The organism is Tepidiforma thermophila, assembly GCF_002563855.1.
Classification (GTDB): Bacteria; Chloroflexota; Dehalococcoidia; order Tepidiformales; family Tepidiformaceae; genus Tepidiforma; species Tepidiforma thermophila.
Window position 1 is genome coordinate 404,221 of the sequence record NZ_PDJQ01000001.1, and the last position, 18,329, is coordinate 422,549.

Genomic DNA, 18,329 nt, shown 5'->3' on the forward strand with positions numbered 1-18,329 from the left:
ATCGTGCTGACGGTGCTGCTGACGGCTGCGGCAGCGGTCTTCGGCTGGTGGCGTTCGGAGGACGACTCAGGACGGGGGCGCGGGCCGGGCCCGCGGGCGGGGTTCGAGCTCTCCGGCGAGGCCGCGGCGCTCCTGCCGCCAGAGGAGGGCAGCAATCGCAACGGCGCCGGCGGTATCGCTCACCAGGTCGTTGAAGGTATCCCAGCGGCCCTGGCTGCGGGTGGTTTGGAAGACCACATCGCCGAGGTACTCGTATACCTCCCAGCCGATACCGGCGGCGACGCCGATGGCGACCGAGAGCAGGAAGCGGTCGCGCGGGAGCCGGCCTGAACCACTCCTGCGGGCGGCGGCGCGGAGGATTTCATAGGCTGCAGCGGTGACGGCGGCTGTGCCCAGGAAATGGGTGAGCTTGTCGTACTCGTCGATGCGGGCGTAGAGGTCGCCGTCGGTGCCGAGGACGTCGGCCCAGGCGCAGACGATGGCGATGCCGTGGGTGAGCCAGGAGAGGCCGCCCTCGCGGGAGAGGAACGCCTCGGCGGCGAGGAGGAGCACCAGCATGGCGCCGACCTGGAAGAAGAGGTAGCCCCAGAAGTCGGTGAAGCCGGGGTTGATGAGCTGCCCGGCGCCGAGGTAGACGAAGAGGCCGCCGAGGGCGAGGGTGCTGACCCGCCCGCGGGGGTTCGCGGCGGCGGCCGGGATGCGCGGCAGGGCCGAGGCGGCCTCGCGCAGGAAGCCGGCAACCGCGGCGCGGTGGAGGAGGACGACGGCGGGGCCGATGGTCACCGCAGCGCCGGCGACGCCATCGAGCCAGTAGTGGTTGCCGGTGACGATGACGACGAGGAGCATGCCGAGCCCGGGGCCGAACATGACCGCAGCGCGGGACCAGCCGCGGAGGGGAAGGGCGAGCACCCAGCCGACAAGGGCAGTCCAGCCCACGTGGAGGCTGGGCATGGCGGCGTACTCGTTGGCGAACTTGTGGACATTGCCGGCGGTGACGACCGTGTCTTCGATGCCAAGGCCGGGCACGAGCCGCGGCGGGGCGACCGGGTACCACGCGATCAGGATGATGGCGAGGACCGTCGAGATGCCGAGCGCGTTCCGGAAGAGGCGGTACCGGGGCGGGTCGGCGACGACGAGCCAGAGGAGGGCACCGATGACGACGGCGAGGAAGGCGTGGGAATAGAGGAAGTTCCAGGCGGCGGTGACGGGGCCCGGGCCGACGAGGAGCTGCTGGAGCTCGCGCTCGCGGAAGAGCCCGAAGGCGGCTTCGAGGTCGATGATGCGCCGGGCGTTGCGGATGGCGGGTTCGGGGTCGGAGACGACCTGGAAGCGCGCGGCTTCATAGGCGAGGAAGCCGGCCATGACGATAGCGGTTTCGCGGGCGAAGGCACCGGGGGTGATGCGCCGGCCGGAGCGGGCATGGAGGAGGCCGACGGCGGCGATGGCGACGGGGATGGCCGGGTGGCCGACCTGGAAAAAGGCGCCCGCAGCGCCGGCCGTCGCAAGGGCCGCTACGGCGGGACCGCCGGCGCGGCGCCAGGCGGCAGCGCTGACCGCGAGGGCGCCGAGGGTGACCGCGCCCTCGAGGGGGTGGGAGGGCAGGTGGAAGGCAAGCGCATCGAGCAGTCCGCGCATGGCCCCTCCGCACCGGGCCCGCAGCGGGCGCGGGGCCCGGCTGCCTTTACCTTAACCGATTGTTCACACGCTGTGGTGGCCGGGATGGAAGAACGGCCGCGGCGGGATTCGCGCGTTAGCGATTGTAAGAAAGGCCGGCCCGGGCGAGGAATGCCGGCAGGTCCTCTTCGCGGAGTTCGCCGGCGCGCATGGCGAGGAGGGTGCCATCGGCGCCGATGAGGAAGGTGGTCGGCATGCCGGGGATGCGGTAATGGCTGGCGACGGAGCCGTCGGCATCGAGCAGGGCGGGGAAGTCGGCGCCGAGCTGCTGGAGGATGCCGACGGCCTTCTCCGGCGGCTCGAGATAATCGATGCCGAGGACTTCGAGCTGGCCGCCGAGGGCCGCGCGGGCGGCGACGAAGGCGGGGATTTCGCGCTTGCAGGGATCGCACCAGCTGGCATACCAGTTCAGGAGGACCACGCGGCCGCGGAAATCGGAGAGGCGGCGGACGACGGTGGTATCGCGGGCGTCGACGAGGGCGAAGTCGGGCGCCGGCTTGCCGATTTCGGGCCGGTCGGGAACGAGCGGGCCGGTGTTCGGGTAGACGGAGGGGAGGACCGGACCGGCGGGCGTGCCGGCATCGCTGTCGTCGCCGGCGAGGACAAAGAAGTAGAGGCCCGCGCCGGCGGCGATGACAACGGCGAGGGCGAGGGCGGCGTAGCCGGCGAGCCGGCGGGCGGGCGAAGGTGCGGCGGTCGATTCTGCCATGGTGATCTGAGTGTACCCCCCGGGAGTCCGAAGCCGCCGAGTCTTCTTCCGTTCCCTTTCCGTTAACACGACATCGTACGATGGAAGTACGCAATGGTTGCTGCGAGCGAACGCCACCCGAAGGTGCTGATCGTCGAGGACGAGGAGTCGCTCCTGTTCACCCTCGCCCACAATTTGAAGCGCGAAGGGTACCAGGTGCTGACCGCGGCGCGCGGCGACGACGGCCTGCGGCTGGCGCGGGAGAAGCAGCCGGACCTGATTGTGCTGGACGTGATGCTGCCGGGGATCGACGGCATCCAGGTGTGCCGGATGCTGCGGCGCGATTCGGATGTGCCGATCATCATGCTGACGGCGCTGGGCGGCGAAGGCGACCGGGTCGCCGGGCTCGACACGGGCGCGGACGACTACATGGCGAAGCCGTTCGGGATGCGGGAGCTGATGGCGCGAGTGCGGGCGCTGCTCCGGCGCTCGGGGCCGCGGGCGCAGCCGGACCTGGGGCCGAGCGTCATCGTCTCGGGCGACCTTGCACTCGACCGCGAGCGGCGGGAGGTGACGCGCAACGGGCGCGTCCTGCGGATGAAACCGAAAGAGTTCGAACTCCTGCTATTCTTCGCGCAACACCCGGGAAAGGTGTTCACCCGGGAGCAGATCCTCGATGAAGTATGGGGCTACGACTTCTACGGCGGGCCGCGGACGGTTGACGTCCATGTGCGCTGGCTGCGCCAGAAGATCGAGGATGACCCGGCGAACCCGGCCCGGCTGCGCACCATCCGGGGGAGCGGCTACCTGTTCGAAGGCTAGGCCATGAGCCGGGACCTTGCGGCCCGGGGCGCGGCGATTGCGCTCGTCGCGGCAGTGGTCGGCTTTCTGCTCGGGCTGATCAGCGATGGGCCGGGCTGGCGTGAGGTCGCGGTGTTCCTGCTGACAGCGGCGGCCGGGGGCGCCGTCGGGTATGTGGCCTTCTGGCGGCCGTCGCGGGCCGTACGGACGGTGGTCGAGGCGGCGGAGCGGATCGCGGAAGGCGAGCTGGCCCAGCGGGTGCCGGATGAGCCGGGGCCGGCGGGCGACCTGACCCGGGCCTTCAACGTGATGGCAGGGCGGGTGGCGACGCTGTTCGAGAGTGTGGCGTTCGAGCATGCGCGGCTGGAGGCTGTCTTCGATGCCTCCTCGGACCCGATGGCCGCGCTGAGCGCCGACACGACGGTGAGGTTCCTGAACCCGGCAGCGGCGCAGCTCTTCGGCACGTCGATGGCGGACGCCATCGGCCGGCGGCTGATTGAAGTGGCGCGGGACTACGAGCTGGAGGCGCTTGTCGAGCGGGCCGCGGCCGAGGGCCGGGGGCAGACGGCGATCACCCGGTTCGGGCCGCGGCGGGTGCCGCTCCGGGCGGCGGCCCTGCCGATCCGCGAAGGCGGCGACTGGGCGGTCCTGCTCATCCTTACTGACCTGACCGAAGTGCAGCGGCTGGACCAGGTGCGGCGGGACTTTGTGAGCAACGTGTCGCACGAGCTGCGGACGCCGCTGGCCTCGATCCGGGCGCTGGTCGAGACGCTGGCCGATGGGGTGGAGCCCGGGGAGGCGCCGGAGTTCTACGGGCGGATCCTGCGGCAGGTGGACCGGCTGACGACGCTGGTGAACGAGCTGCTCGACCTGTCGCGGATCGAATCGGGCGCCATGCCGCTGAAGCCGGAGCCGGTCTCGGTGGGCGAGGTGCTGGCCGAGGCCGCGAGCCTGCTGCAGACCCGGGCCGAAGCGGGCGATGTGACGATCATCGTGGAGGGGACGGACCTCGAGGTGGAGGCCGACCGTGCGGCGCTCCTGCGGGTGGCGACCAACCTGCTCGATAACGCCGTGAAGTGGTCGCCGCCGGGCGGGCGGGTGTGGGCGCAGGCCGCCGATGAAGGCGAACTCGTCGCGATTTCGGTGAAGGACGAGGGCCCGGGCATCCCGGAGCAGGACCTGCCGCGGGTGTTCGAGCGGTTCTTCAAGTCGGATGCCTCGCGGGCGAACGCGGGAGTGGGGCTGGGGCTGGCGATTGTGAAGCACCTGGTGCGGGCGCACGGCGGGACGGCGACGGTCGAGAGCACGCCGGGGCACGGGGCGCTCTTTACGGTGCGGCTGCCGAAGCGGTTCATCGGGCGGCGGCGCGACGTGCCGGGCTGACGAGGGGGAACAATCCGGCCGGCGGCGGCGTCCCTCCCTGCAGCAGGACATCCTGCGGCGGGGGTACCGACGATGGGCCGCACGACGTTTCGCGGAAAGTTCCGGGCAGGGGTGCTCGCCGGGGCCGTCACGGCGGGGCTGGCCGCAGCAGCGCTGGCAGCCGGGACGCGGGCGGATGGCCCGGGAGCCGAGGCAACACCGACGCCGACGGTCACGGCGACCGTTACGGCGACGCCGACGCCTCCCGTCCCCGTTCCGACGCCGACCCCGTGGGGGCCGCCGCCGCGTCCGAATCCGCCGGGACCGCCGGCGGACGACTGGGTCGGGTTCGGACCGGTCGATGCCGCGCCGGTCCGGGTGCGCACCGGCGACGGCGACTGCCTCAACCTGCGCTCCCTCCCCGGCACGGCGGGGCCGGGGCCGCGGCAGTGCGCCCCGGACGGGACGCTGCTCTGGCTGCGCGGTGCGGCGGTTGAGGCGGACGGCGAGACGTGGCGGTATGCGCTCGGGATGGGCTGGGTGGCCGTGCGCTACACGGTGCCCGCGCCCGATGCGCCCCGCGGGTTCGGACCGTTCAGGACGGCGACGGTGCTCGGCACCGACGACGGGAGCTGGACACAGGCCGCGGAGGTGACGCCCGACGGCAGGGTGCAGGTGCGCGGGGGAGCCTGGCTCCCCTTCAACGCGGCATGGGCCGCGGTGCGGCCGTCGCCGCTGGCGCCCTCCGGGCGATACATCGCCTTCCAGGACCACTTCGACGGGCCGGCGGGAGGGGAGGTGGTCGACCTCGCGACGGGCGAACGGGTCCCGCTCGGGAAGGCCATGCCGCTGCTCTGGGGGCCGGGAGACCGGCTGGCGGTGCGGCTGCCGGATGCCTGCGACGCCTGCCCGGGTGCGATCGGCTGGACAGCGCCGCCGTTCGACGAGGTGACGCCCGTTCCGGCGGCGGTTGCGTGGAACCTGGCGTGGCTGCCGGACGGCAGCGGATTCGTGACCTGGTCGGCGGAGCTGGGGCTGCGGGCGGTCGGGCTCGATGGTTCGGAACGTTCGATCCCCCTCGCCCTGGGCAGCGACGAATGGCCGGGCGAACTGTCGGTTTCGCCCTCGGGGCGCAGGGTGCTGGCCGTGCCGTTCGCGGGCCCGGTCCGGGTCATCGACCTGCAGACGGGCGAGGTGCAGCGCATCGAGCGGCCGCAGCCGGCGATTGTCGGCGGCCGCTGCGGCGGGAGCCCGGGGCTGACGTCGGCATGGGCCGACGACGACACGGTCGCGTGGCACGAGGAGGGGCTGGACCGCCAGCGGAACGGCATTTGGGTGGTCAACCTGCGCACGGGCGAGCGGCAGGTGTACCCGTTCCAGGCGGTGCTGGAGCTGCGGCCGGCGGGGCGCGGGCTCCTGGCCTTTACCGCTGCAGACTACTCTCCAGCGGAGCGGGTGCCGCCGGTGAGCTGGCTGCTGGACCCCGGGAGCGGGCTGGCGTGGCCGGTGACGGCCGGGATGTTCGCGGCGTGGCGCTGATCGGCGGGGCGTGCCGGCGCGTACCTGCTGATGCGGGGCCGGCAGCGGGCCGCCCGGCCGACCTCCAGCGCTGCCGGCCCCGCAATCGCCGTGCATCTTGACGGCGCCGGGCAGGGTAGCGAAGAATCCGCCATCCGGTGCGGGCACGTCCCGCGCCGGCGGGAGGCAAGATGTCCGGCATCTTCAAAGAGTTCCGGGATTTCGTGCTGCGGGGCAATGTGCTCGACCTCGCGGTAGCGGTCGTCATCGGGGCGGCGTTCACGACGGTCGTGAACTCGCTCGTGGCGAACGTGCTGACGCCGTTCATCGCTGCGATTATTGGCCAGCCGAGCTTCGGGGAGATCAACTTCGACATCGGCGACGCCACGATCGAGATTGGGCTGTTCTTCGAGGCGGTGGTGAACTTCCTGATCGTGGCGGCGGTCATCTTCTTCTTCGTCATCAAACCGGTGAACCTGCTCCTCGAGCGAAGGAAGCGGGGCGAGGCGCCGGCCGACCTGCCGACGCCCGAGGATATCCAGCTCCTGCGGGAGATCCGGGACCTGCTGAAGGAGCGGCCGTAGCGGTTCGCCACAGGGCCATGGGAATGGAGTAGACTCCGCGCGCCGATTCGGCAGCAGGAGAAGGAGGACTCTGCCCATGAAAGCCGCGGTGTTCCACGGGGCGCACCAGCCGCTCACCATCGAAGACGTCGAGATCGACCGGCCGCGGGGCCGGGAGGTGATCGTCCGGACGGTCGCGTCGGGCGTGTGCCACAGCGACCTGCATTTCGTCGACGGGCTCTACCCGCTGCAGGCGCCGGCCATCCTCGGCCACGAGGCCGCGGGCATCGTGGAGGAAGTCGGCGACCAGGTGACCTACGTGAAGCCGGGCGACCACGTGATCTGCTGCCTGAGCGTGTTTTGCGGGCACTGCGAGATGTGCGTGAGCGGGCGTCCGAACCTGTGCCGGGCCCCAAGCCGGCAGCGGAGCGCGGACATGCCGCCGAAGCTGACCTGGCGGGGGACGCCGGTGGTGCAGTTTGCGAACCTGGGCGCCTACGCGGAGAAGATGCTCGTCCACGAGAACGCGATCGTGAAGATCCGGGAGGATATGCCGCTGGCCGCGGCCGCGCTGATCGGCTGCGGGGTGACAACGGGCGTCGGGGCCGTGCTGAACACGGCGAAGATGGAGCCGGGGGCCTCGGTGGCGGTGTTCGGGTGCGGCGGCGTGGGGCTGGCGGCGATCCAGGGGGCGCGCATCGGCGGCGCCCGGATGATCATCGCGGTCGACACGGTGGAATCGAAGCTGGCGAAGGCGAAGGAGCTGGGCGCGACCCACGTGGTCGATGCGTCGAGCCGCGACCCGGTGGAGGCGATCCGGGAGATCTCGGGCGGGGGCGTGGAGTACTCGTTCGAGGCGATCGGGCTGAAGCGGGCCGCGGAGCAGGCGTTCGAGTGCCTTGCCATCGGCGGGACGGCCACAATCATCGGGATGATCCCGGTGGGCCAGAAGGTGGAGCTGGATGGGCCGAGCTTCCTCCAGGAGAAGAAGATCCAGGGCTCGGCGATGGGTTCGAACCGGTTCCTGCGGGACATGCCGCGGTATGTGGAGTTCTACATGCAGGGGCGGCTGAAGCTGGACGAGATGATCACCCGCACGGGCCGGCTGGAGGACGTGAACGATGCGTTCCGGGCGATGAAAGCCGGCGAGGTGGCCCGGACGGTGCTGCTCTTCGACTGAGCGGCGGCGGCCGGCGGAGACGAACACGCCGGCCCCGGTCGTGCGACCGGGGCCGGTTCGTGATGCCCCTCCGGGGGCGCTGGAGTTAGTAGTCCTCGGGCGGAGGCGGCGGCGCAGCCGGCGGCTGCGGGATCTCGGCCACGAGGGTTTCGGTGGTAAGCACGAGGGCGGCGATGCTCACGGCGTTCTCGAGCGCGGAGCGGGTGACCTTGACCGGGTCGACGATGCCGAGTTCGTACATGTCGCCCCAGGTGTTGGTCTCGGCGTCCCAGCCCTCGTTCGGGTTGGTGAGCTTCTTGACGCGGTCGACGATGACGGCGCCTTCGAGGCCGCCGTTTTCGGCGATGGTGAAGGTCGGTGCCTCAAGGGCCTCGGCGACGATGCGGATGCCGACCTTTTCGTCTTCGTTGGCGGTCTTCTCTTCGAGGGCCTTGAGGGCCTTCTGGGCGCGGATGAGGGCGACGCCGCCGCCGACGACGACACCTTCATCGACGGCCGCGCGGGTGGCGCTGAGGGCGTCTTCGACGCGGGCCTTCTTCTCCTTCAGCTCGACTTCGGTGGCAGCACCGACCTTGATGACGGCGACGCCGCCGGCGAGCTTGGCGAGCCGCTCCTGGAGCTTCTCGCGGTCGAACTCGCTGGTCGCGTCTTCGATCTGGGCCTTGATCTGCTTGATGCGGGCCTGGATCTTCTCGTCGCTGGCCATGCCCTCGATGATGGTGGTGTCGTCCTTGTTGGCGACGACGCGGCGGGCGCGGCCGAGGTCGGCGACGGTGGCGTTCTCGAGCTTGAGGCCGATGTCCTCGGTAATCAGGGTGCCGCCGGTGAGGATGGCGATGTCTTCGAGGATCGCCTTGCGGCGGTCGCCGAAGCTGGGGGCTTTCACCGCGAGGACGTTGATGGTGCCCCGGAGCTTGTTGACGACGAGGGTGGCGAGGGCTTCGCCTTCGACATCGTCGGCGATGATGACGATGTCCTTCGTGACCTGGAGGACCTTCTCGAGGAGCGGGAGGAGCTCCTGGACCGAGGAGATTTTCTTATCGGTGATGATGATGTAGGGGTTTTCGATGACCGCTTCCATGCGGTCGGGGTTGGTCACGAAGTAGGGCGAGACGTAGCCGCGGTCGAGCTGGAGGCCGTCGACGAACTCGGTTTCGAACTTGATGCCGCGGGATTCCTCGACGGTGATGACGCCGTCCTTGCCCACCTTCTCCATGACATCGGCGATGAGTTCGCCGATCTGCTTATCGTTGGCGGAGATGGAGGCGACGTGGGCGATCTGCTCTTTGGTGAGGACGGGCTTCGCCTGGGCGCGGAGGTCTTTGACGGCTTCGGCGAGGGCGGCTTCGATGCCGCGCTTCACCATCATGGGGTTGTAGCCGGAGGTGACGACCTTCATGCCGGCGTGGACGAGCGCCTGGGCGAGGACGGTGGCGGTGGTGGTGCCATCGCCGGCGACGTCGTTGGTCTTGGTCGCGACCTGCTTGGCGAGCTGGGCGCCCATGTTCTCGAAGGGGTCTTCGAGTTCGATTTCGCGGGCGACGGTGACGCCGTCCTTGGTGATGTTGGGGGCGCCGTATTTCTTATCGATGACGACGTTGCGGCCGCGGGGGCCGAGGGTCACCTTGACGGCATCGGCGAGGGCATCGACGCCATCGCGGAGGCGGCGGCGCGCGGATTCATCGAACAGCAGTTGCTTGGCAACCATGGGAGAGCTCCGTTCTTCGCGCGGAGGGGCGCGTCAGCGGCGGGCGAAGACCCGGGCTGCGCGCCCCCCGAGAGTGGCGGCCGTTAGTATTCGACCTTGCAGAGGATGTCCTTCTCGTTGAGGACGATGTAATCCTGGCCGTCGATCTTGACGTCGGTGCCGGTGTACTTGGCGTAGAGGATGCGGTCGCCGACGGCGATGTCCATGGGGACGCGCTTGCCGTTTTCATCGAGGCGGCCGGGGCCGACGGCAACGACTTCGCCCTGCTGCGGCTTCTCCTTGGCGGTATCGGGGATCACGAGGCCGCTGGCGGTGATTTCTTCCTGCTTGAGGGGGACGATGACGACGCGGTCAGCGAGGGGGATGAGCTTGGACTTGGTCTCCGTCTTGGTCGCGGTCTTGGCAGCCATGGGGTATGCGTTTCCTCCTATGGGTTGCTGCTGGTGTGAGGGTAGCGTGCGCATATTAGCACTCGCAACGGGAGAGTGCTAGAGGGGTGCGGTCGACGGGCCGCCCGGGAGCGGCGGCCCCGGTGGGGCTTTGCGGCTGGCCGGGTCAGGTCGGATATTGCAAACCGCGAGTACCTTTGATACGGTTCGAGCAGCCTGGAGCGGAAGCCATGCAGCGGAAGCTCCAGAGCCCTTCAAAGGACCTGGGGCGATGCGAGTCTCAAGAACTGTTCTGCTACGGAGCATCCTGGCGGCGGGCGGGGGCCTGGCGGCCCTGAGCGGGATTGCGGCGGTGCTCGGCATTGGTGGCCCCGGCACAGGCTCGGCTGCCTGCCCACCTGCGCCAGCGGGGGTCACGGTGGCAGCCTCGGGCGCGGTGGAATCGCTCGGTCTCCTGCCGGAGCTGGCCGACGCGGCGGCTGCCGAACGCCCCGGGGCCATCGATGCGGCGGGCCTGCCGCTGCGGCTGGAGGGCCTGGAGCCGGTGCCGGGATTTTCGGTGCGGTCGGTGGAGGTGCGAACGGCGGCCGGGGCGACGCACGTGCGTGCATTCCTCGAGGACCCGGTCCAGCGCCGGGGGCTGCGCATTGCCGCATGGACCCAGTGCGGCGGGGTGACGCTGGTCCGGCCGGCATCGAGCCCGGTGGTACGGGAGCTCGACCTCGATATCCACGGCTGGGCGTTCCGGGCATTCGTGCCATCGGAGCGCGTGGCGGGCGGGTTCGGCCCGCGGGAGGCGTGGGCCGCGTCCGGGCAATGGGTCGTGGCGGCGGAGGGGACGGGGTTCACGTCGGATGGCGCGTTCATCGCTGCACTGGAGGCGGTGGTCCGCGGCACGGGGAGGGAGGGCTGATATGGTTCCCGTAAGGAAACACCTGGCGCGGCGTGCTGGTTGGTTCGTCCAGTCCGGTTGTGCCAGATTTTCGACCGCGATTGCGGCCGTCGTGCTCGCCGCGCTGACCGCATCCACCGTCGCGGCCCATTACGGGTATGTACGGGCTCCGCTGGCAGCCAGCGCGACCGTCACCTCCGAGTGGAGTCACGGGAGCAGCTACGGCGAGCGGGCGCTCGACCTTTCCGCGAGCGGGGTGAGCGTCTATTCGAACCTGCAAAACCCAAGCTCTTCAGACTACCTCTATTACGAGGTGTACAACTACCAGGGAACCAGCTCATGTCCGGGCAGCAAATTTCACCTGTATCGGCATACAGGAAACACGTACTACTACTACGGAACGGTGAATTACGTTCATCTCGGCGACCATTCCTTTCTCTGGGGACGGTCGGCCGACATTGCTCCCGGGCAGTCTGAAACGTGGTTGTACGTTGGTTACACCGTGGCGAGCTGCGGAAGTCCCGCGCATCTGCACTTCGGCCACCTCGCGAATGACGGGATCATCGAGTACATCAATCCGCCTCAAGGTTCTACGGTCTCGCCTTCGCAGCTGATCCTGTACTATTAGCGCTGGTCAGTACTGATGATTCCACGACTGGGCGGATTCAACGACGGGAGCACGCCAGGAATTTACGGAGGAACGGAGCGGATGATGCGAATTCATCGGTGGATGCGGCGCGTGCCGCTGGTGCTGCTGGCGGCACTTGTCGCTGCCGGGGCCGCGGGCTGCTCGGACGATGACGAGGACGCAGCAAAGCCGGCAGCAACGCCAGCGGCGACGCCAACCGCAGGGGCGAGAGCGACAGCGACAGCGACGGCCGGGCCCGGGGGAAGCGCGACGGTGGAACCCTCGCTGCAGCCCGTGATCGACGCCCTCGTCTCCCGGGATTGGGCGCGGATTGCGCCGCTGCTGGCCCGGCGGGATGAGCCGTGCATCACCGAGGTGCGGATCGATACGGAGGCGCCGCCGTGCCCGGCGGGTGCGGCAGCGGGGACGCAAGTGCCGGTATTCCCCGCCGCGAGCTGCCACAACTTCGTGTACGAGCACGAGCTCGAAGGGCTGTTCGTGCGGCGCCCGGAAGGGTACCCGGCGCCGCAGGTGTACGGAATCTTCCGGCCGGGTGAGAAGCACCCGCGGGTCGAGCGGCTCCCGGTTGGGACACTCGGTGTCGTGTTCTCGGATGGTTCGCTCGCGTTCATGGTGATGGTGCGGGACGGGAAAGTGGTGAGCGCCGACTTCGGTTGCGGGGCGTCGGCGAGCGACATGGCGGCGCTGGTGCCGGTCGACGCGTGGCTGATGGCGCCCCCCCGTTGACGCGGACGGTTTCGCGAGCGCGCGCGTTCGCGCAGAATCGGCGTGGCCGGCCGGTCCCGGCGGGCCGATTCTGCCTGTGAAAGGAAGCCCCTGCGATGCCTGATTGCCTGGTCGAACGGGACGGTCCCGTGATGGTGCTTACGTTCAACCGCCCGGAACGGATGAACTCAATGGGGGGGACCCTGCTGGCCGACTTCCTCGCTGCCATCGACGAGGGGCGGCGCGACGACCGGGTGAAAGCGTTCGTCGTGACCGGCGCCGGGCGGGCGTGGTGCGCCGGGGCCGACCTGCAGGCGATCGGCGCGGCGGGCGCGGACGAGCACGGGCGCCGGTTCGCGGCGGTCGACGACATCGGCGATGTGGGGCGGGTGGTGCTCGCGCTCCACCACTGCGACAAGCCGCTGATTGCGGCGGTGAACGGGGTGGCGGTGGGCGGGGGCTTCGGCCTCTGCTCGGCGTTCGATATCCGGATTGCGAGCGAAGAGGCGCGCTTCGCGACGGTGTTCATCAAGCGGGCGCTGGCGCCGGACTGCGGGCTTTCGTACTTTTTGCCGCGGCTGGTGGGTCCGGAGCGGGCGGCCGAGCTGTTTTATTCGGGGCGGATGATCGATGCGCGGGAGGCGCTGGCCTTGGGGATTGTCTCGAAGGTGGTGCCGGCGGAGGAGCTGCTGCCGACGGCGCTGGCGGCGGCGCGGGAGTATGCGGCGATGCCGCCCTCGGCGATGACGTACACGCGGCGGGCGATCCGGCGGTCGCTGGACGGCGTATCGCTGGCGGACCAGCTGGCGTTCGAGTGGGCGCAGCAGAAGGCCTGCCTTGGGAGCCCCGAGTTCCGGGAGGGGGTGCAGGCGTTCCTGGAGAAGCGGGAGCCGGACTACTCGAAGTTCTAGGGGCGGGCTCAGGCGGACCTACGGCCGCTACCATGCCGCCAGCATGAGCACGGCTCCCGGCCTCTGCACGGGCTCAGGCCCAGCGACGTCACCAGCTAGGGACGACGTACCTCAAACCCATGACCCAGCCGATCCGCCCCCCCACCGCCGATTTTGGGCCTCTTTACAAGTTGCGACACACGACCGCCGGATTCCAGGGTCGGAACGTATCCGGGAGCACCACAACAAGCTGGCACCCCCCACTATATGCCGCTAAGATTCAGTTAGGTCCTGGCGCCTCAACATACCTCAACCCGCGCGAAGGGCACTCGTGCCCGGACGACCAATGACACCGGTACAGCAGTACATTCACCAAATCACGCTCCCAGACGATGATGGCATCGAGCCGAAACGCCGTGCCAAGCGCCACACCCGAAACAAGCTTGCCATTCTCGCGGCATATCTGCCCGCATTTACCAAAGCTTGCAACAAAGCTCCACAGAAATATTTCATCGATGCTCTTGCAGGGCCAGGCCTTTATCAGTTTGACGATCGCATCACTATGGGGAGCACTCTCATTGCCCTTAAAACGGAACCGCCATTCAGCAAGGTTCTCGCGATGGAAAAGAACAAGAAATATGCCGACGCTCTTAAAACTAGATGCAGTCGAATCGATCAAAACCGTGCCAGAGTTACGTCCGGCGATTGCAACGTCGCTCTCATCAACTTCATGGCAAATGAATTGAATCCCAGGGCACCGATGCTTGTTTTTCTCGATCCGGAAGGATTCGAAGTATCTTGGCAAACTATTATCGCCTTGAGCAATTTCAAATCGGTCGGAACCAAACCTGAACTACTGATCTATTTCAATGCGCCCGCTTTTAGGCGGTTCAATGTTACTACCAAACATTTATGGCGAATGAACGTCGATGCCGCCATGCCGAATGGTTCAGATTGGCGTAGTGCCTTGAAGAGATGTGAACAGGAGAACACTCCGATCGACCGCACCATGCTCGACATTTACGAAGAAGGCCTTAGACAGCTTGGCTACCTCAAGGTCACTTCTCGGCCAATTGGTCCGCAACATCCAAACGCCAGTTCCAGGGTGTATTACTATCTAGTCCACGCAAGCGATTTCGATCCTGGCACCGACAAGGAGCCCCCGATGGAGTGGGTGTTCCGAAGACTCTGGGGTGCAGAATCCGATCAGGTAAGGTTGCCGAATTTTTGAATTCAAACCAGTCTGGGCATTTCATCAAAAATCTGACCATCAAGTATGCGTCCTGCTCGTTTTTTGCCGACGCGTCTACCATTCTCATCGAATGCACCCCACTGTTTGAAGAAGAATGGGACACCAGCAGCCACGCATTGATCGCGCAAGTCACGCACCCACGAAGGGTCCATGCGCCGAGCACGCGCGCCTGACTCGCCCCCACAGATCACCCAGTGGATGCCATGAAGATTGAGCCTGAGTGGTCCAAGTAATGGCTCACAGGAGATGAAGCGTATTTTTGCAGGAATTTCACGTAGAGAATCAGCACGCTGAACCCATCGTTGATTTTCTATGGATGTACCCATCCAGACGTTATCCGGCCATGGATCTAGTTCTGCGAGTTTTCTTGTGAGGTCGCGGGCACGCTCGGTCCGTTTGGTCAGAACTTGAAATGTATGCCAGGAGGCCTCGCGCATCGTTTCGAAAACCTTCACGACAAAGGCATCAGGAACATTTTCGTGGAAAAGGTCACTCATACTGTTTACAAAAATCAGTTTAGGACGCTTCCAGAGTAACGGCAGCTTTAGTCGATTGGGGCGAAGTTGCAGGTCGAAGCCGTACTCGAAAGGATGCCCAGAAATGCCTCGCCACCTTTCAGCCATCGTCTCGGCGTAACAGTGCGCGCATCCGGGGCTGACCTTGGTGCAGCCTGTGATAGGGTTCCACGTAGCCTGCGTCCATTCGATTTTTGAGCTCTGAGCCATGACCGGACCTCTGCCCCGCCGGCCGCATTGTAACGCACGTGGCAGGATGTGGGTTGACCGCTGCGTTCCTGTCCCTCGCCAAGTACACGCTGGTCGGGTGGCTGAACAAGGGGGCACGCCTTTCAGATATACGCAACCCGGTAGGCGCCGGAGCGCCCCCCTCCCGACCGCCGGATTGGCATATTGCTACACGACCACAGGCCGCCCCGTCCGCTGCCGCCGTTTGCGCCGGCGGACGGTCATCTACCCCCATGCCCCGCACCGCGGCCATCACCGTCAGGAGCCTGCCGGAGAGGGCCAACCCAGTCAGGCCAGCGTGAACCGGTCGCCGCCGGCCCGCCGGCTCACCTGAGGGCCCAGCCGGCCCAGGCGAGGGCGGCCGCTCCGGCGGGGTCAGGCGGCGGGGGTGGGAGCCGGGGGCGGCGGAACGGGCGCGGGCACGGGCGCGGGTGCCGCAGCCTGGGCGAAAACTTTGCGCTTCGCCAGTTCGACGAGCGCCAGGTAGGTGACAACCATTCCCCCGAGCGCGAGGAGGAACCTGCCCGGCAGCGGCTCGAAGTTCAGCGCGCCCGCTGCCGGCGAATAGGGAATGAACGCCGCGACGGCGACGCAGCCCAGCGTCGTTGCGAGCAGCGGCAGCGAGGGCCGGCTGCGCCAGAACGGCACCCGGTGCGTCCGCAGCACGAAGATCACCAGCGTCTGGGTGCACAGCGACTCCACGAACCAGCCGGACTGGAAGCGTGTTTCGCCGGCGTTGAAGACGCCGAGCATCAGGGCGAAGGTCAGGTAATCGAAGACGGAGCTGACCGGCCCGAATACGACCATGGCCCGGCTGATAGAGCGCAGGTCCCAGTGGGCGGGCCGGCGGGTGAGCTCCTCATCGACGGCATCGGTCGGGATGGTCAGCTCGGAGACGTCGTAGAGGAAGTTGTTGAGGAGGATCTGGGTCGGGAGCATCGGGAGGAAGTCGAGGAAGAGGGAGGCACCCGCCGCGCTGAACATGTTGCCGAAGTTCGAGCTCGTGGCCATGAGGATGTACTTCACGGTATTGGCGAAGGTGCGGCGGCCTTCGAGCACGCCGTCGGCGAGGACGCCGAGGTCTTTTTCGAGCAGGACGACATCGGCAGCGGCCTTGGCGACGTCGGTGGCGGTATCGACGGAGATGCCGATATCGGCCTGGCGGATGGCCGGGGCGTCGTTGACGCCGTCGCCGAGGAAGCCGACGTCGCGCCCGCCGGCCTGCGCGGCCTGCACCAGCAGCTTCTTTTGCTCGGGGGTGACGCGGGCGAAGACGGTGGTCCGGGCGACGGCGTCGCGGAGTTCGCCCGGGCTGAGCCCTTCGAGGTCGGCCCCAGTGAGGACGCCGCGGACGGGGATGCCGACGCGGTCGCAGACATGGCGGGCGACGGCCGGGTGGTCGCCGGTGAGGATTTTGACTTCGATGCCGAGGTTGGCGAGCCGTTCGATCGCGGCCTTCGCCTCGGGACGCGGCGGGTCGCTGAAGCCGAGGAAGCCGACGAGGCGGAGTCCTTCGGCGGCCTGCGCGGCGAGTTCGCGGCCGTCGTCGGGCCGGATAGCGACGGCGATCACCCGGAGGCCGTCATCGGCCAGGCGGGCGAGGGCCGCGGCGGCCGGGGGATGCCACTCCTCGCCCCAGCCGTCAGCAGCTGTGCACCGCGCGAAGAGCTCCTCGGCGGCGCCTTTGACGACGACCCACCGTTCCCCCGCGGGGGATTCGACGGCCAGGGCGGCATAGCGGAGCTGGTAGGAGAAGGGGAGTTCGTCGCGGAGCGTCCAGCCGGCGCGCGCGGCCGCGGCCTGCTGGATGCGCTCATCGGCGGCGAGGACGGCATCGAGGGCGTTGCCGGACGTTTCGTGGATGCCGGCGAGCAGCCAGCTGGCCGTCCAGCCGAGGAGCGTGTCCTCGCTGCCGGGCGGACAGCCGAGGGCTTCGAGGACGATGGAGCCTTCGGTGAGGGTGCCGGTTTTATCGGAAAAGAGGACCTCGAGGTTGCCGAGGTCTTCGATGGCGACCAGCCGGCGGACGATGACCTTCCGCTCGGCGAGCCTGCGCCCGCCGGTGGCGAGGCTGACGGTGACGATCGCCGGGAGGAGCTGCGGGGTCAGCCCGACGGCGATGGCGAGCGCGAAGAGCAGCGATTCGAGGAGGCCGCGGCCGAGCCAGATGTTTGCTGCGAGGATAAAGGCGGTGAGGGTGGCCGTCACGCCGACCAGGAAGAGGGAGAAGTTGCGGAGGCCGCGCTCGAACTCGGTGGGCCGGCCAGCCTCGTGCAGGCCCGCGGCGATGGCGCCGACCATTGACGCCGGGCCGGTGGCGACGACGACGGCGCGCCCGCGTCCGCTGCGCACCACCGTGCCGGAGAGGAGCATGGTGGCGAGGCCCGGTTCGCCGCCGGCTGCCGCCCGTTTCTCCGCGGGGAGCGATTCGCCGGTGATGATCGATTCGTCGACCGTGAGGTCGTTCGCTTCGATGACGCGGGCGTCGGCCGCGACGATGTCGCCGACTTCGACGACGAGGATATCGCCGGGGACGAGCGTTTCGGCGTCGACGCGCTGGATTTCGCCGTCGCGGAAGACGCGGGCCGTGCGCGTGAGCCGTTCTTCGAGCATGCGGGCGGAGCGGTCGGCGCGGAATTCGTCGAAGAAGCCGAGGGTGACGGAGAGGAGGACAATGGCGACGATAATGGCGGCATCGAGGCGCTCGCCGACGATGAAGGAGACCGAGACCGCAGCAAGGAGGAGGCCGAGGAGCGGGTTCTTGAGCTGGCGGAGGAGGATGGTGAGCGCGGGGTGGCCGCCGCGGGGCAGGGAGTTGGGGCCGTGGACGGCGAGGCGGCGTGCGGCTTCGGCGCTGGAGAGGCCGCCGGGGCCGGACCCGAGACGTTCGAGCACGTCGGCGGCGTCGCGCGCGGCCCACTCGGCGAGCGCGGGCGCCGGGCGGCGGCGCGGCTGGTTCATCGCGGGGCGGCCGGCGCGGGCCGGGTGCCGCGCCGGGCCGGGGGAGCGCTGGTCATGCTTTCCAAGGGTAGCGGGTTGCGGTAAACGGATGGGGCCGCGCGGGCCCGTCAGGGCCGGCCGCCCGGCCGCTGCGGGAGGGGTGTGGCAGGTGCGATCCTCGGAAGGACCTTCCAGGCGAGAGTAGTCATCCTATGGAATGCCCTTCCTGTCATGCCGTGCAGCCCGACGACGCCCGGTTCTGCGACCAGTGCGGTGCAGCGCTGCAGCCAGGCGCCGCCGCCGGAACCGCGGGGCCGGAGGCTCCTGCCGCGGCCGGGGCGCCGGCTCCTGCGGAGCCGCCTGCTCCCCCGGCGC

The 18,329-nt window shown here is 68.5% G+C and carries 16 protein-coding genes; 10 read left to right on the forward strand and 6 right to left on the reverse strand.

What is annotated here, in order from left to right; all coding sequences use genetic code 11:
- Positions 1-66: 66 nt before the first annotated feature.
- Together A9A59_RS01960 and A9A59_RS01965 are read right to left on the reverse strand one after the other, a co-directional pair.
- A complete protein-coding gene (locus tag A9A59_RS01960; protein ID WP_098502673.1) occupies positions 67-1,635 on the reverse strand; it encodes a DUF2238 domain-containing protein in 1,569 nt (522 codons plus the stop codon).
- Positions 1,636-1,750: 115 nt separating this feature from the next.
- The gene (locus A9A59_RS01965) at positions 1,751-2,383 is read right to left on the reverse strand and encodes a TlpA family protein disulfide reductase (protein WP_098502674.1); all 633 of its coding nucleotides are present in this window, start codon (positions 2,381-2,383) and stop codon (positions 1,751-1,753) included.
- A gap of 93 nt (positions 2,384-2,476) precedes the next feature.
- On the opposite strand from A9A59_RS01965, the gene A9A59_RS01970 reads away from it, so the two are divergent.
- The 5 genes from A9A59_RS01970 (at position 2,477) to A9A59_RS01990 (ending at position 7,786) form a co-directional block, all read left to right on the forward strand.
- Entirely contained in the window at positions 2,477-3,184 is a 708-nt protein-coding gene (locus A9A59_RS01970) for a response regulator transcription factor (protein WP_098502675.1), read from the forward strand.
- A gap of 3 nt (positions 3,185-3,187) precedes the next feature.
- Positions 3,188-4,546: a HAMP domain-containing sensor histidine kinase gene (locus tag A9A59_RS01975; protein WP_098502676.1), complete on the forward strand. Its 1,359-nt coding sequence runs from the start codon at positions 3,188-3,190 to the stop codon at positions 4,544-4,546.
- A gap of 72 nt (positions 4,547-4,618) precedes the next feature.
- Entirely contained in the window at positions 4,619-6,064 is a 1,446-nt protein-coding gene (locus tag A9A59_RS01980; RefSeq protein WP_098502677.1) for a hypothetical protein, read from the forward strand.
- 170 nt (positions 6,065-6,234) lie between these two features.
- A complete protein-coding gene (gene mscL, locus A9A59_RS01985; RefSeq protein WP_098502678.1) occupies positions 6,235-6,627 on the forward strand; it encodes a large conductance mechanosensitive channel protein MscL in 393 nt (130 codons plus the stop codon).
- Between the two features lie 76 nt (positions 6,628-6,703).
- Positions 6,704-7,786, forward strand: coding sequence for a Zn-dependent alcohol dehydrogenase (locus A9A59_RS01990; protein ID WP_098502679.1), 1,083 nt, complete (start codon positions 6,704-6,706; stop codon positions 7,784-7,786).
- Between the two features lie 85 nt (positions 7,787-7,871).
- Here the strand turns inward: A9A59_RS01990 and groL are convergent, their stop codons facing one another.
- A complete protein-coding gene (groL, locus tag A9A59_RS01995; RefSeq protein ID WP_098502680.1) occupies positions 7,872-9,494 on the reverse strand; it encodes a chaperonin GroEL in 1,623 nt (540 codons plus the stop codon).
- Positions 9,495-9,577: 83 nt separating this feature from the next.
- A complete protein-coding gene (gene groES / locus A9A59_RS02000) occupies positions 9,578-9,904 on the reverse strand; it encodes a co-chaperone GroES (protein ID WP_098502681.1) in 327 nt (108 codons plus the stop codon).
- Positions 9,905-10,319: 415 nt separating this feature from the next.
- On the opposite strand from groES, the gene A9A59_RS02005 reads away from it, so the two are divergent.
- The 5 genes from A9A59_RS02005 (at position 10,320) to tcmP (ending at position 14,250) form a co-directional block, all read left to right on the forward strand.
- Positions 10,320-10,796, forward strand: coding sequence for a hypothetical protein (locus A9A59_RS02005; protein WP_098502682.1), 477 nt, complete (start codon positions 10,320-10,322; stop codon positions 10,794-10,796).
- A gap of 1 nt (position 10,797) precedes the next feature.
- Complete coding sequence (locus tag A9A59_RS02010; protein ID WP_133117472.1) at positions 10,798-11,403, forward strand: hypothetical protein; 606 nt, start codon at positions 10,798-10,800, stop codon at positions 11,401-11,403.
- Between the two features lie 81 nt (positions 11,404-11,484).
- Positions 11,485-12,150, forward strand: a complete 666-nt coding sequence (locus tag A9A59_RS02015) for a hypothetical protein (RefSeq protein WP_133117473.1) — start codon at positions 11,485-11,487, stop codon at positions 12,148-12,150.
- A gap of 131 nt (positions 12,151-12,281) precedes the next feature.
- On the forward strand, positions 12,282-13,040 hold the full coding sequence (locus A9A59_RS02020; RefSeq protein WP_278286924.1) for an enoyl-CoA hydratase/isomerase family protein: 759 nt from the start codon (positions 12,282-12,284) through the stop codon (positions 13,038-13,040).
- Positions 13,041-13,350: 310 nt separating this feature from the next.
- A complete protein-coding gene (tcmP, locus tag A9A59_RS02025) occupies positions 13,351-14,250 on the forward strand; it encodes a three-Cys-motif partner protein TcmP (RefSeq protein WP_133117474.1) in 900 nt (299 codons plus the stop codon).
- A gap of 2 nt (positions 14,251-14,252) precedes the next feature.
- Here tcmP and A9A59_RS02030 read toward each other — a convergent pair whose 3' ends face one another.
- Both A9A59_RS02030 and mgtA read right to left on the reverse strand, forming a co-directional pair.
- Positions 14,253-14,996 (reverse strand): DUF5131 family protein, encoded by a 744-nt coding sequence (locus A9A59_RS02030; RefSeq protein ID WP_098502687.1) that lies wholly within the window; start codon positions 14,994-14,996, stop codon positions 14,253-14,255.
- Between the two features lie 393 nt (positions 14,997-15,389).
- Positions 15,390-17,975 carry a magnesium-translocating P-type ATPase gene (gene mgtA, locus A9A59_RS02035; protein WP_098502688.1) on the reverse strand — a complete coding sequence of 862 codons (2,586 nt, stop codon included), beginning with the start codon at positions 17,973-17,975 and terminating at the stop codon, positions 15,390-15,392.
- Positions 17,976-18,329 lie beyond the last annotated feature (354 nt).

Excerpts from the sequence above, each read along its gene's own strand:
- A9A59_RS02010 (WP_133117472.1), top strand. The coding sequence starts at position 10,798 with ATGGTTCCCGTAAGGAAACACCTGGCGCGGCGTGCTGGTTGGTTCGTC.
- A9A59_RS02020 (WP_278286924.1), top strand. The coding sequence starts at position 12,282 with ATGGTGCTTACGTTCAACCGCCCGGAACGGATGAACTCAATGGGGGGG.
- A9A59_RS01990 (WP_098502679.1), top strand. The coding sequence starts at position 6,704 with ATGAAAGCCGCGGTGTTCCACGGGGCGCACCAGCCGCTCACCATCGAA.
- mscL (WP_098502678.1), top strand. The coding sequence starts at position 6,235 with ATGTCCGGCATCTTCAAAGAGTTCCGGGATTTCGTGCTGCGGGGCAAT.
- groES (WP_098502681.1), bottom strand. The coding sequence starts at position 9,904 with ATGGCTGCCAAGACCGCGACCAAGACGGAGACCAAGTCCAAGCTCATC.
- groL (WP_098502680.1), bottom strand. The coding sequence starts at position 9,494 with ATGGTTGCCAAGCAACTGCTGTTCGATGAATCCGCGCGCCGCCGCCTC.
- A9A59_RS02030 (WP_098502687.1), bottom strand. The coding sequence starts at position 14,996 with ATGGCTCAGAGCTCAAAAATCGAATGGACGCAGGCTACGTGGAACCCT.
- A9A59_RS01960 (WP_098502673.1), bottom strand. The coding sequence starts at position 1,635 with ATGCGCGGACTGCTCGATGCGCTTGCCTTCCACCTGCCCTCCCACCCC.
- A9A59_RS01965 (WP_098502674.1), bottom strand. The coding sequence starts at position 2,383 with ATGGCAGAATCGACCGCCGCACCTTCGCCCGCCCGCCGGCTCGCCGGC.
- A9A59_RS01975 (WP_098502676.1), top strand. The coding sequence starts at position 3,188 with ATGAGCCGGGACCTTGCGGCCCGGGGCGCGGCGATTGCGCTCGTCGCG.
- A9A59_RS02015 (WP_133117473.1), top strand. The coding sequence starts at position 11,485 with ATGATGCGAATTCATCGGTGGATGCGGCGCGTGCCGCTGGTGCTGCTG.
- mgtA (WP_098502688.1), bottom strand. The coding sequence starts at position 17,975 with ATGAACCAGCCGCGCCGCCGCCCGGCGCCCGCGCTCGCCGAGTGGGCC.
- A9A59_RS01980 (WP_098502677.1), top strand. The coding sequence starts at position 4,619 with ATGGGCCGCACGACGTTTCGCGGAAAGTTCCGGGCAGGGGTGCTCGCC.
- A9A59_RS01970 (WP_098502675.1), top strand. The coding sequence starts at position 2,477 with ATGGTTGCTGCGAGCGAACGCCACCCGAAGGTGCTGATCGTCGAGGAC.